This window comes from Streptomyces sp. NPDC007983, from assembly GCF_042958345.1.
GTDB lineage: Bacteria > Actinomycetota > Actinomycetes > Streptomycetales > Streptomycetaceae > Streptomyces.
In genome coordinates, this window is record NZ_JBIBJI010000003.1 from 232206 (window position 1) to 245433 (window position 13228).

A 13228-nucleotide genomic window follows, 5' to 3' on the forward strand; every position below is an offset into this window, starting at 1 on the left:
CGGGGGGACGGACGGTCACCGGGGCTACGTCACTGCAAGCCTCTCGACTACTTCTTGACCTCGACGTCGGTCCAGATCGCCTGGCGGAACGTGTCGAACTTGACGTTCTGGACGTTCTTGGAGTGACCGCCGTTGGTGTGGTCGAAGAAGAGCGGGATGGAGGGCATCGTGTCCTTGAGCTTCGCCTCGGCCTGGGCGTAGAGCTTGTTGGACTCCTCGATGGTCTTGGCCGAGTCGGCCTGCTCCATCAGCTTGTCGAGCTTCTTGTCGCTGAAGCCGGAGTCATTGGCGCCGGCGCCGGTGCGGTACTGCTCGGAGATGAAGTTGGAGATGTTCGGGAAGTCCTGGACCCAGGCCATCCGGAACGCGCTGGTCATCTTCTTGTCGGTGATCTCGGTGCGCAGCTGCTGGAAGGTCGCGCGCGGGTCGGCCTCACAGGGGACACCGGCGTTCTGCTTGATGTCGTTGCAGACCGCCTCGGCCCATTCCTTGTTGCCGCCGTCGGCGTTGTAGGCGATGGTCATCTTGCCGCCGGGGACGCCGCCGCCCTCCTTGATGAGCTGCTTCGCCTTCTTCGGGTCGAACTTGCAGTACTCACCGCAGGCGTTGGGCTGGTAGCCCTCGACGACCTTCGGGGTCCAGCCGTCGGCCGGGTCCTTCGAGCCCTTCAGCGCGGTCTTGGTGATGGTCTCGCGGTCGATCGCCATGGACAGGCCCTGGCGGACCTTGGCCTTCTCCGGCTTGCTCCACGCCTTGTCGTACATCGGGAAGGCGATGGTGGTGTTGCCGCCGAACATCTGGTCGGCCGAGCGGTCGCCCAGGTCGGTCTTGTAGACGTTGATCGACGACGGCGGGACCTGGTACATGATGTCCAGCTTGTCGGAGACCAGGTCGTTGTAGGCGCTTTCGTCCTTGTTGTAGAACTTGAAGACGATGCCGCCGTTCTTGGGCTTGTCCACCCCCTGGTACCCGGCGTACTTCTTCACCTTGAACTGGACCTTGTGCTCCCACTTGCCGTCGACCTCGTAGGGGCCGTTGCCGATGGGGGCCTCGCCGAACTTCTTCGGGTCCTTGTAGAAGGCCTTGGGAAGCGGGAAGAAGGCGTCGTAGAAGAGCCGGTCCTTGAAGGTGGAGACCGGGTGCGACAGCTCGATGGTGAACTCGTTGTCGTTCACCACCTTCAGCCCGGACATCTTGTCGGCCTTCGGGTCACCCTTTTCCGGGTGAACCTCGTCGAAGCCCTTGATGTCGGCGAACCACGAGGCGTTCAGCTGGGCGTTCTTGGCGTTCGCGCCGTAGTTCCAGGCGTCCACGAAGGAGCTGGCCGTCACCGGCTCGCCGTTGTGGAACTTCCAGCCCTTCTTCAGCTTCACCGTGAAGTGCTGGTTGTCCGGCGAGTCGACGCTCTGGGCGACCTGATTGCGCAGCTTGCCCTTGACGTCGTAGTCGACCAGGCCGCGGAAGAGGTTCTTCAGGATGTACCCGCCGCCGACCTCGTTGGTGTTGGTCGGGATCAGCGGGTTCTGTGGCTCGACGTCCTGATAGGTGTACACACCGTTCGGGTCGACGGCAGCCTTGCTGTCGTCCTTGTTGTCGCCGCCACCACAAGCGGTCGCGGCCATTGCCACGACCGCGGCCATCGCGACCCACTTGGCGCTCTGGGCACCACGCATGGGTTTGCCTCCTCCGGAGTCCTCTGCTGCTTCGAGAGGGGTGTCCGGAGATGCGCTGACACCCCTGACAGCGAAAGGGACCGGACCCCCCAGATGTGCTCGCAGGTCCCCGCTCCCCACAGCGTTCGACCCGTTGACCCGAGCTCAATGGACCCCATGATTGAGCACGCCAGCCACGTAAACCACACTTTATGGGTCTCGCTTTGGTCACATCATCTACGCGCGGAGCCTCGAAATCCGGACAAAACTGCCGCAGACAGACACACGCGAAACGGACTGTTAACACATCATGCGGAGCCTGATCCCCGATATCCGGACGCCCCTCGCCGGATAACCGTTTGACTGGCCCGTTCCTGATACGACGGCAGCCCGGGCCCCGCGAGAAGCGGAAGCCCGGGCTGCCGGGGGCGTACGGAGGCGGACCTCAGCGCTTGGCGCGCGACGCGGCGCGGCCGCGCTCCTTCTGGTCCAGTACGACCTTGCGGATGCGGACCGTCTCCGGGGTCACCTCGACGCACTCGTCGTCGCGGCAGAACTCCAGGGACTGCTCGAGCGAGAGCAGCCGCGGCGGCACCAGGGACTCGGTCACGTCCGCGGTCGAGGACCGCATGTTGGTGAGCTTCTTCTCCTTGGTGATGTTCACGTCCATGTCGTCGGCGCGCGAGTTCTCGCCGACGATCATGCCCTCGTACACCTCGGTGCCGGGCGAGGTGAACAGCACACCGCGCTCCTGGAGATTGGTCATCGCGAACGCGGTCACCGAGCCCGAGCGGTCGGCCACCAGGGAGCCGCTGTTACGGGTGCGCAGCTCGCCGAACCACGGCTCGTGGCCCTCGAAGATGGAGTGCGCGATGCCGGTGCCGCGGGTCTGGGTCAGGAACTCGGTGCGGAAGCCGATGAGGCCGCGGGACGGCACGATCCACTCCATGCGGATCCAGCCGGAACCGTGGTTGGTCATGGTCTCCATCCGGCCCTTGCGGGTCGCCATCAGCTGGGTGATGGCGCCCAGGTGCTCCTCCGGCGCGTCGATGGTCAGGCGCTCGATCGGCTCGTGGACCTTGCCGTCGACCTCCTTGGTGACGACCTCGGGCTTGCCGACGGTCAGCTCGAAGCCCTCCCGGCGCATCGTCTCGACCAGGATCGCCAGCGCCAGCTCACCGCGGCCCTGCACCTCCCAGGCGTCGGGGCGCTCGGTCGGCAGCACGCGCAGCGAGACGTTACCGATCAGCTCCTTCTCCAGCCGGTCCTTCACCAGCCGGGCGGTGACCTTGTGGCCCTTGCCGCCCTTGCCGACCAGCGGCGAGGTGTTGGTGCCGATGGTCATCGAGATGGCCGGCTCGTCGACGGTGATCAGCGGGAGCGCGATCGGGTTCTCGGGGTCGGCCAGGGTCTCACCGATCATGATGTCGGGGATACCGGCGACCGCGCAGATGTCCCCGGGCCCGGCCACCTCGGCGGGCTTGCGGGTGAGCGCCTCGGTCATCATCAGCTCGGTGATGCGGACGTTGGAGATGGTGCCGTCGCGCTTGATCCACGCGACGGTCTGGCCCTTCTTCAGCTCGCCCTGCTCGACGCGGAGCAGCGCGATCCGGCCGAGGAAGTTGTCCGCGTCCAGGTTGGTGACGTGGGCCTGGAGCGGGGCGGCCGCGTCGTACTCCGGCGCCGGGACGGTCTCCAGCAGGGTGACGAAGAACGGCCAGAGGCTGTCGCTGTCGGCCGGGACGGTGCCGTCCTCCGGCTTGGTCAGCGAGGCGATGCCGTCCCGGGCGCAGGCGTAGACGATCGGGAACTCGATCTGCTCCTCGGTCGCGTCCAGGTCCAGGAACAGGTCGTACGTCTCGTTGACGACGTCGTCGATCCGGGAGTCCGGGCGGTCCGTCTTGTTGATGCACAGGATGACCGGCAGCTTGGCCTGCAGCGCCTTGCGCAGCACGAAGCGGGTCTGCGGCAGCGGGCCCTCGGAGGCGTCCACCAGCAGCACCACGGCGTCGACCATGGACAGACCGCGCTCGACCTCGCCGCCGAAGTCGGCGTGGCCGGGGGTGTCGATGATGTTGATGGTGACGGGGTCACTGCCGTCCGCCGGGTGGTACTTCACGGCGGTGTTCTTCGCGAGAATGGTGATGCCCTTCTCGCGCTCCAGGTCGTTGGAGTCCATCACCCGGTCGTCCACATGCTGATGCGCGGCAAACGCACCGGCCTGCTTGAGCATGGCGTCGACGAGGGTCGTCTTACCGTGGTCGACGTGGGCGACGATGGCGACGTTACGAATATCGTGGCGCGTGGGCATACGAGCGCGCTTCTCCCGGTTTCGTGGGTGGCAGCGCGCTCCTTTGTCCGGCGCGCCTTTCCGCCGGGCTGCTTACGCCACGGCTCCACCCCATGGTAAGGGGACGGCGCGGGGACGGGTGCCGCCACCCGTCCCCGCGCCGTCCCGCACGCTCTCGCGCCCGCTCCCCGCGCCTACTTACGGAAGCCGATGTCCTGGTAACGGGGGGTGGCGAAGCCGAACGCTCCGGCGTTGCCCACCGTCTTGCGGACCGCGACCAGCTGCGGGGGCTGGTAGAGCGGAATCGATCCGGCGGCCGCCCAGATCCGGGCGTCCGCCCGCCCGACCAGGGCGCGCGAGGCGCCGCCGTCCAGCTCGGAGAGCGCCTCGTCGAAGAGCTGGTCGATCTGGTCCGTACCGACCCGGGTGTAGTTCTGCTCCACCACCAGCGAGCCGTCCGCGGCGGGCTGGGGCTTGGCGTAGATCGGGCGGCCGTCGGTCGCCGGGTAGGCGGAGGCGGGCCAGGAGTAGAGGGCCAGGTCGTACTTGCCGGTGGCGATGTGGTCCTTGAAGAAGGAGTCGCTCTTCACCCGGGTGATCTCGGTGCGGACGCCGATCTCCTCCAGCATCCGGCCGATGCGCGTCCCGACGGCGCGCAGCGAGGCGCCGCCGGAGTCGGACGGGACGACGAAGCGCAGCACGAGCGGCCGCCCCTTCTTCTGTACGACGGCCGGGTGGGAGCGCCCGGACCGGCCCGCGTCGCCCGCGGCAGGGGCGGGATCGCCCGCCTTGCCGGTCTTGTCCGCGGTGGGGCTCGACTGCCGTCCCCGGTCGTCCGTCTTGCCGTCGACCGACTTCTGCCGGGCGGACGAGCCGCCGGGGCGCCAGCCCGCGTCGGCCAGCAGGGACTGCGCGGCCTGGGTGTCGGGGCCGCCGAGGGCACCGCTGTGGTCCTTGTACCCCTTCTGGTCGGCCATCAGCAGATGGTTGCCGAGCGGCTCGGTGGGCAGCCCGAACGGCTTCAGCACCGCCTTGGCGAGCGCCTGCCGGTCGATCGCGCGGGCCACCGCGCGGCGCACCCGCTCATCCGCGAGCGGGCCCTTGGCGCCGTTGATGGCGAGCTGGGTGTACGCGGGGCCCAGCGCCGTGCGCAGGGTGTACCGGCGCAGGGCCACGGTCTGCGAGCGCCGCGATCCCGGCGGCGCCTTCTCGGCCTCCGCCCGGTCGCGCGTGGCGTCCGCGGCCTCCTGTGCGTCGGTCTCCAGCCTGGGCGCGCCCGCCTTGCCCGAGGGGTGGAGCTTCTTGGCCCCGGCGGCCCCCTTCCCGGCGGGCGCCGCGGCCTGGACGCGGCGCGCCGTGGACCGGTCGACCTCGGCCATGTCGACGGTCCCGTCGATCAGGGCGGCGGCCCGCTTGCCCGCCGGGACGGCCTCGAAGACCAGCCGGTTCAGCCGGGCCCGGTCGCCCCACCACCGGGGGTTCCGTACGAGGGTGACGGAGGTGTCCTTTACCTCACGGACCGTGAAGGGGCCGGAGCTGACGGCGAGCCCCTTGCGTGCCCCGGCGTTGAAGACGGCCGGGTCGCTCATCACGCTCTTCGGGTACAGCGGCGTGAACAGCGACCGCCAGTCGGTGTAGGGCTTGGCGAAGGTGACCTTGACCTCGTGCTCCTTCTCGCCCGGCTGGATCCTGGCGATGCGGTCGTACCCGGCGTTGCGCGCGGTCCAGTAGACGTTCTCCGTGCCGCGCAGGGCCTTCCACTGGGCGGAGAAGTCCTCCGCGCCGAGCGGGCGGCCGTCGCTCCACACCGCCTTGGGGTTGAGCTTGTAGACCACGACCTGCTTGGGCTCGCGCGAGACCACCTCGGCGGACTCCAGGTAGTCGCCGTTGAGCTGCGGACGGCCGCGGGCGTCGAGGGTGTGGAGCGCGGGCAGCACCGCTCCGGCGATCCGCTCGGTGCCGGCGTCGGAGGAGGTCTGGAAGGCGTTGAAGGTCGCGGGCCGGGCGTCGAGCGCCCAGCGCAGCGTGCCGCCGGGGGCGGTCTGCGCGCGGGAGGCCGGGGCGATGTCCCGGGCCGCGGGTGACGGCGGGGCGTCGTCGTCGCCGGAGCTGCACCCGGTGAGGACGGGCAGTGGCAGCAGCACTCCCGCGGCGAGCAGCACGGCGCAGCGTCGCTTGTCGATGGACATGGCTCGTGACCTCCGGGTGTGCCGATATTGAGTGCATTTCGCACATTTTGACGCTTGTCGCATATACTCCTTACTCAAAGCGACGGATCATGAGACAGCACCCTCGGGACGGCCATGGAGGGGACAGGATCACCCGACCGGCTCCATCCGACCGGCGCGCACCCCGGCGCACGGCGGCGTGATCACGCCGGTGACTCCGCGAATCGCGGCAGATCCCTTCCCAACCAGGACTGTGACGCGTAACACTCGCTGTCGCATGAGCGCCGCCAACCGCAACCGCGGAAGTGAGGGCAAGTCATGTCCTTGAACGACGACTTGACGGCCGTCCAACGCTGTCTCGACGATCTGGTCCGCTCCGTCACCCGGCTGGAAGACCGGGTCGGCGCCGGCGGACTGGAGATACGACGGGTCCGCACCGACGCGGACCATCTGCGCGAGAGTCTCGCCCTGCTGCGCGATACGGCCCCCGGCACGGAGCGGCCGCGCCCCGAAATGGTTCCGGTCCCCGACGCGCCCTACAACAGCGCGCTGTGGTCGGACGTCGACGACGAGGGTCTCGGCGCGCGCGACCGCCACGCTCCTTAGCAGGGGTCGCTTGGCGCCCACCCGGCCCGACGGGTCCGCGCCCGACCGTCCCCCACACCACTCCACCGCGGAGTTTCCTTTGGCCACTGGCACCGACCCCCAAGCCGCCACGCCGTCCGAACGGGAAGCGGCCACGAGCGGCGTGCACAGCCCGTCGCGCGCCGCCATCCCCGCCCGCCATCTGCGGACCGACCGCTGGTGGCTGGCGCCCGCGGTCACCGCCGCCGGGCTGTTCGCGTTCGTCGTCTATTCGACGTGGCGGGCCTTCGCAGGCGACAACTACTACGCCGAGCCGTATGTCTCCCCGTTCTACTCGCCGTGCGTCGCGCAGAACTGCGTCCCGATGAAGGGCGGCGCGAACTGGGAGATCTTCGGTGCGTGGTGGGGCCTGTCCCCCGCCCTGCTGATCCTGATCTTCCCGCTCGGCTTCCGGCTGACCTGCTACTACTACCGCAAGGCGTACTACCGGGGCTTCTGGGCCTCACCACCGGCCTGCGCGGTCGCCGAGCCGCGCGCCAACTACACCGGCGAGACCCGCTTCCCGCTCATCCTGCAGAACATCCACCGCTACTTCTTCTACTTCGCGGTGATCGTCGCGGGAATCCTCACCTATGACACCGTGCTCGCCTTCCGGGACGAGCACGGACGGTGGGGCCACATGGGCCTGGGCACCCTGGTGCTGCTCGCCAACATCGCGCTGATCTGGGCGTACACCCTCTCCTGCCACTCCTGCCGGCACATCGTCGGCGGCCGGCTCAAGCACTTCTCCCGGCATCCGGTGCGCTACCGGCTCTGGGGCTGGGTCAGCTCGCTCAATATGCGCCATATGCAGCTGGCCTGGGCGTCGCTGATCAGTGTCGCCGTCGCCGACTTCTATGTGTATCTGCTGGCGAGCGGCGCGTTCGACGACCCCCGGTTCTTCTAGGAGAGGTGCCTTCAACGATGACGCAAGTCGAACGGCAGGCCTGGGACGTGGTCGTGATCGGCGCGGGCGGCGCCGGGCTGCGGGCCGCGATCGAGGCACGCGAACAGGGCATGCGCTGCGCCGTCATCTGCAAGTCGCTGTTCGGCAAGGCCCATACGGTGATGGCCGAGGGCGGCATCGCCGCCAGCATGGGCAATGTCAACGCGGGCGACAACTGGCAGGTGCACTTCCGCGACACCATGCGCGGCGGCAAGTTCCTCAACCACTGGCGGATGGCCGAGCTGCACGCCCAGGAGGCCCCGGACCGGGTCTGGGAGCTGGAGACCTGGGGCGCGCTCTTCGACCGCACCCCGGACGGCAAGATCTCCCAGCGGAACTTCGGCGGCCATGAGTACCCGCGGCTCGCCCATGTCGGGGACCGCACAGGGCTGGAGCTGATCCGCACCCTCCAGCAGAAGATCGTCTCCCTCCAGCAGGAGGACAAGGCCGCCACCGGCGACTACGAGGCGCGGCTGAAGGTCTTCCAGGAGTGCACGGTCACCCGCATCGTCAAGGACGCGGCGGGCGAGCGGGTCGCCGGGGTCTTCGGCTACGAGCGCGAATCCGGCCGCTTCTTCGCGATCGAGGCCCCCGCCGTGGTGCTGGCCACCGGCGGCATCGGCAAGTCCTTCAAGGTGACGTCCAACTCCTGGGAGTACACCGGCGACGGCCACGCGCTGGCCCTGCTCGCCGGGGCCCCGCTGGTCAACATGGAGTTCGTGCAGTTCCACCCGACCGGCATGGTCTGGCCGCCCTCGGTCAAGGGGATCCTCGTCACCGAGTCGGTGCGCGGGGACGGCGGGGTGCTGCGCAACAGCGAGGGCAAGCGGTTCATGTTCGACTACATTCCGGACGTCTTCAAGGAGAAGTACGCCCAGTCCGAGGACGAGGGCGACCGCTGGTACGAGGACCCGGACCACAACCGGCGCCCGCCCGAGCTGCTCCCCCGCGACGAGGTGGCCCGCGCGATCAACTCCGAGGTCAAGGCGGGTCGCGGCTCCCCGCACGGCGGTGTCTTCCTCGACGTCTCCACCCGGATGTCCGCCGAGGTGATCAAGCGGCGGCTGCCGTCCATGCACCACCAGTTCAAGGAGCTGGCCGACGTCGACATCACGGCCGAGCCCATGGAGGTCGGCCCGACCTGCCACTACGTGATGGGCGGGGTGGACGTCGACCCGGACACCGCCGCCGCGAACGGCGTCCCCGGCCTCTTCGCCGCGGGCGAGGTCGCCGGCGGTATGCACGGCTCCAACCGGCTCGGCGGCAACTCCCTCTCCGACCTGCTGGTCTTCGGCCGCCGCGCCGGGCTCCACGCGGCCCGGTACGCGCGGGAGACCGCCGAGGCGGGCGGCCGCCCGGTGCCCGACGACGCCCAGCTGGACCTGGCGGCGGCCGAGGCGCTGCGGCCGTTCAGCGCCGAGGACGGCGACGTACCGTCCCCCGGCGAGGAGCCGTCCGGCGGCCCGGCCGGTCCCGCCGAGAACCCGTACACGCTGCACCAGGAGCTGCAGCAGACCATGAACGACCTGGTGGGCATCATCAGGCGGGCCGGGGAGATGGAGGACGCGCTGCACCGGCTGGCGGCCCTGCGGGTACGGGCGCGGCGCGCCGGGGTCGAGGGCCACCGGCAGTTCAACCCCGGCTGGCACCTGGCCATCGACCTGCGCAACATGCTGCTGGTCAGCGAGTGCGTGGCGCGCGCCGCCCTGGAGCGCACCGAGAGCCGCGGCGGGCACACCCGCGACGACTGTCCCGCGATGGACCGCGAATGGCGCCGGATCAACCTGATCTGCCGCCTCGCCGACCCCGCCGCCGGTCTCGCCGCGCCGCCCGATCCCGGGCGCGGGCAGATCCGGCTGGAGCGGCGCGAGACGCCGCCCATCCGGCCCGACCTGCTGAACCTGTTCGAAAAGGACGAGCTGGTGAAGTACCTGACGGACGAGGAGCTGACCCAGTGAGCGCGTACGAGGCCCACTTCCGGGTGTGGCGGGGCGATGTGGACGGCGGCGGTCTGCGGGACTTCCGCGTCGAGGTCAATGAGGGCGAAGTCGTTTTGGACATCGTCCACCGCCTCCAGGCGACCCAGGCACCGGACCTGGCGGTCCGCTGGAACTGCAAAGCGGGCAAATGCGGCTCGTGCAGCGCCGAGATCAACGGACGGCCGCGGCTGCTGTGCATGACCCGCATGTCGGTTTTCGGCCGCGACGAGACCATCACCCTGACCCCGCTGCGGGCCTTCCCGGTCGTCCGTGACCTGGTCACGGACGTCTCCTACAACTACGCCAAGGCCCGGGAGGTGCCGTCCTTCGTCCCGCCCGAGGGCCTGGGCCCGGGCGAGTACCGGATGCGGCAGGAGGACGTGGGGCGCTCCCAGGAGTTCCGCAAGTGCATCGAGTGCTTCCTGTGCCAGGACACCTGCCATGTGCTGCGCGACTTCGAGCAGAACAAGGAGGCCTTCGCGGGCCCGCGCTTCCTGATGCGGGTCGCGGAGCTGGACATGCATCCGCTGGACGCGGCGGGCGAGGCCGGGATCGACCGCAAGCGGACGGCCCAGGACGAGCACGGGCTCGGGTACTGCAACATCACCAAGTGCTGCACGGAGGTCTGCCCCGAGCAGATCAAGATCACCGACAATGCGCTGATCCCGCTCAAGGAGCGGGCCGCGGACCGCAAGTACGACCCGCTGGTCTGGCTGGGCAACAAGATCCGCCGCCGGGAGGGTTAGCCCTCCCGCTGCGGGCCCGTGGTGACGCGGGCCCGCAGCCGCTCCTCACCAGAGGCTGAGCAGCGCTTCCACCGAGTCCGGGCCCGAGGACTCGCCGTCCGGGAGGGCCAGCTCGAACCAGACCGTCTTGCCGTGCGGGGTGCGGCGGCTGCCCCAGCCCGCGCTGAGGAGGCCGACCAGCTGCAGCCCGCGGCCGCCCTCGTCGGTGTCGCGGGCGCGCCGCCGCCGCGGCTGGACCAGGTTGCCGTCCCAGACCTCGCACACCAGCGTCCGGTCCAGCAGCAGCCGTAGCCGTATCTCGCCCTCGCCGTACCGCAGCGCGTTGGTCACCAGCTCGCTGACCAGCAGCTCGGTCGTGTCGGCCAGGCCGTCCAGGCCCCAGGATTCCAGCTGCTCACGGGCGAGTTCGCGGGCCCGCCCGACCGACTGCGGGTCGCTGGGCAGCTTCCAGTCGCCGACCGAGTCGGCCGGCAGGCCCTGCACCCGGGCCATGAGCAGGGCGATGTCGTCCTCGCCGTGGTGGGTGTCGAGGCTGCTCAGGACGTGGTCGCAGATGTCCTCCAGCGAGCTGTCCGGGCTGCCCGCGCCCTCGTGCGTGGACAGGGCGGTACGGAGATCCTGCAGCCCCTCGTCCAGGGCGTGGTCGCGGGATTCGACGAGGCCGTCGGTGTAGAGGGCGAGCAGCGCCCCGTCCGGCAGCTCGACCTCGATCTCCTCGAAGGGCTCGCCGCCGACGCCGAGCGGCATCCCCGGCGGCACCTCCATCAGCAGGGCGCCCTCCCCCGGTTCGACCAGGGCGGGCGGCAGATGGCCCGCGTTGGCGAAGGTGCAGCGCCGGGTGACCGGGTCGTAGACGGCGTACACGCAGGTGGCGAGGTAGACCTCGGACAGATCGGAGGAGCCGTCGAAGGACCGCCCCGCGGCCCGCGCCCCGGCGTTCGAGCCGCCGGGCGCGCCCAGCCCCCGGGCGATCTCGTCCAGCGCGGACAGCACCTCGGCGGGCTCCAGGTCCAGCAGGGCGAGGGTGCGGACGGCGGTGCGCAGCTCGCCCATCGCGACGGCGGCCCGCAGGCCGCGCCCCATCACGTCGCCGACCACCAGCGCGGTGCGGTGCCCGGGCAGTTCGATGACGTCGAACCAGTCGCCGCCCACTTCGGTGGCCGCGTTGCCCGGCAGGTAGCGGCAGGCGATGTCGAGCCCGGCGGCCTCCGGGTCGCCGGGCGGGAGCAGGCTGCGCTGCAGGATCAGCGCGCGCTCGTGTTCTCTGCGGTAGAGCCGGGCGTTGTCGATGGAGACGGCGGCGCGGGCGGCCAGTTCGACGGCGAGTGCCCGGTCCCGCTCGCCGAAGGGTTCGCTGCCCTTCGTACGGGAGAATTGGGCGAGGCCGACGACGGTGTCGCGGGCGACCATCGGCACCAGGAGGGTGGACTGCAGTATGGCGCCGAGTTCCTGGCTCTCGCCGCTGTCGCGGCCGGTGACGACCCGGACCTGGGCGGTGCGCAGGGCGTGGGCGCACAGCGAGTGGAAGGGGTAGCGGTGCACCTCGCCGACCTCGATGGGCTTGGGCAGTTCGCCCTGGCCGCTGTCGTCGGTGCGGTAGACGTCGCCGAAGGCGACGGGGCCGTCGGAGACGGCGCTGGCGAAGGCGACGCGGCGCAGTTCGGCGCTGCCGTCGGCGAGCCCGGGCGGGGTCTCGTCACCGGACAGCAGCCCCTGGTAGAGGTCGACGGAGGCCAGATCGCAGAACTGCGGGACGGCCACGTCGAGGAGTTCGCGGGCGGTGGTCTCCAGGTCGAGCGAGGTGCCTATTCGGGCCCCGGCCTCGTTCAGCAGCGCCAGGTTGCGGCGTACGCCCGCGGCCTCCTGCTCGGCGCGGCGGCGGCCGGTGACGTCGGTGGCGAGCCCGGCGACGCCGATGGGGCGGCCCGATCCGCTGTGCAGCCGGTACAGCGACACCGACCAGCGGCGGCGGTCGTGGCTGCCGGGGACGGCGCCCATGATCGGCATGTCGGTCAGCGAGCTTCCGCTGTCCAGGACCTGGCGCAGGGCGGCGGCGAGCCGGTCGGCCTCGCCCCGGGGCAGCAGATCGTGCGCGGTCGCGCCGCGGTACTCCTCGACCGGGCGGCCGAAAACCTTCGCAAAGCGGTCGTTGACCCGGAGCATGCGCAAGTCTGTACCGAAGAGAAAGAAACCAAGCGGAGATTGACCGAAAACGGCCTGTGAGGCGGCAAGATCGGTTTCCAGTCCGCGCAGGGCGCCCACATCGACGGCGAGACAGAGCGCGGTGCGCTCCCCGTCCTCGTCCTGGCTCGGCATCACATACACCTCGGCGATGCCGACTCCGCCGGGCGCCTGCGGGCTGCGGAAGGGGACAAGGCCGGTCCACTCCCGGCCGTCCAGGATGTCGGCGACCTTGCGGCGGCCGGTCTCCCGCAGCTCAGCCGGCACGAAGGCCTCCACCGGATCCTTGCCGACGGCCTGGGCCGCCGTCAGCCCCAGCAGCTCGGCCGCGCGTTCGCTCCACTGCGTGATGCGGGCGTCGGATCCCAGCGAGAAGGAGGCGACGCGGATGTAGTCATAAATCGATCCGGGCGGACTGCTCTGCCATACATCGGACATCGGTCCCGACAACGCCCCAGACACCGACCCCGACATCGACGACATTTGCGACACTGGCGGCACCTGCGAACCAACCGTCCCCTCGGGGATATCCGCCCCCGCTGGCTTCTCGCTCATGCGCCCGTCCCCTCCGGCTCAGGTGCTCCGACCGGCTACAGATAGCCGAGTATCCAGCACCACGGCCATCCGGAGTACGGTCTTCAC

General features: G+C 70.0%; 8 protein-coding genes. 4 read left to right on the top strand and 4 right to left on the bottom strand.

Annotated features, from left to right (window positions below):
* Positions 1 to 47: 47 nt before the first annotated feature.
* From ACFZCY_RS10025 to ACFZCY_RS10035, 3 genes are all read right to left on the bottom strand, one after another.
* The gene (locus ACFZCY_RS10025; protein WP_391170842.1) at positions 48 to 1673 is read right to left on the bottom strand and encodes an ABC transporter substrate-binding protein; all 1626 of its coding nucleotides are present in this window, start codon (positions 1671 to 1673) and stop codon (positions 48 to 50) included.
* 424 nt (positions 1674 to 2097) lie between these two features.
* Complete coding sequence (gene typA / locus ACFZCY_RS10030; protein WP_391170844.1) at positions 2098 to 3963, bottom strand: translational GTPase TypA; 1866 nt, start codon at positions 3961 to 3963, stop codon at positions 2098 to 2100.
* A gap of 173 nt (positions 3964 to 4136) precedes the next feature.
* Positions 4137 to 6131, bottom strand: coding sequence for an ABC transporter substrate-binding protein (locus ACFZCY_RS10035; RefSeq protein ID WP_391170846.1), 1995 nt, complete (start codon positions 6129 to 6131; stop codon positions 4137 to 4139).
* Between the two features lie 297 nt (positions 6132 to 6428).
* On the opposite strand from ACFZCY_RS10035, the gene ACFZCY_RS10040 reads away from it, so the two are divergent.
* The 4 genes from ACFZCY_RS10040 (at position 6429) to ACFZCY_RS10055 (ending at position 10405) form a co-directional block, all read left to right on the top strand.
* Entirely contained in the window at positions 6429 to 6716 is a 288-nt protein-coding gene (locus ACFZCY_RS10040; protein ID WP_361477738.1) for a hypothetical protein, read from the top strand.
* 79 nt (positions 6717 to 6795) lie between these two features.
* A complete protein-coding gene (locus tag ACFZCY_RS10045; protein ID WP_391170848.1) occupies positions 6796 to 7641 on the top strand; it encodes a hypothetical protein in 846 nt (281 codons plus the stop codon).
* 17 nt (positions 7642 to 7658) lie between these two features.
* Positions 7659 to 9638 (top strand): fumarate reductase/succinate dehydrogenase flavoprotein subunit, encoded by a 1980-nt coding sequence (locus ACFZCY_RS10050; protein WP_391170850.1) that lies wholly within the window; start codon positions 7659 to 7661, stop codon positions 9636 to 9638.
* Positions 9635 to 10405, top strand: coding sequence for a succinate dehydrogenase/fumarate reductase iron-sulfur subunit (locus ACFZCY_RS10055; protein ID WP_391170852.1), 771 nt, complete (start codon positions 9635 to 9637; stop codon positions 10403 to 10405). The genes ACFZCY_RS10050 and ACFZCY_RS10055 overlap by 4 nt, the downstream gene beginning before the upstream one ends.
* Before the next feature lie 45 nt (positions 10406 to 10450).
* Here the strand turns inward: ACFZCY_RS10055 and ACFZCY_RS10060 are convergent, their stop codons facing one another.
* Positions 10451 to 13141 carry a SpoIIE family protein phosphatase gene (locus ACFZCY_RS10060; RefSeq protein WP_391170854.1) on the bottom strand — a complete coding sequence of 897 codons (2691 nt, stop codon included), beginning with the start codon at positions 13139 to 13141 and terminating at the stop codon, positions 10451 to 10453.
* Positions 13142 to 13228: the final 87 nt, after the last annotated feature.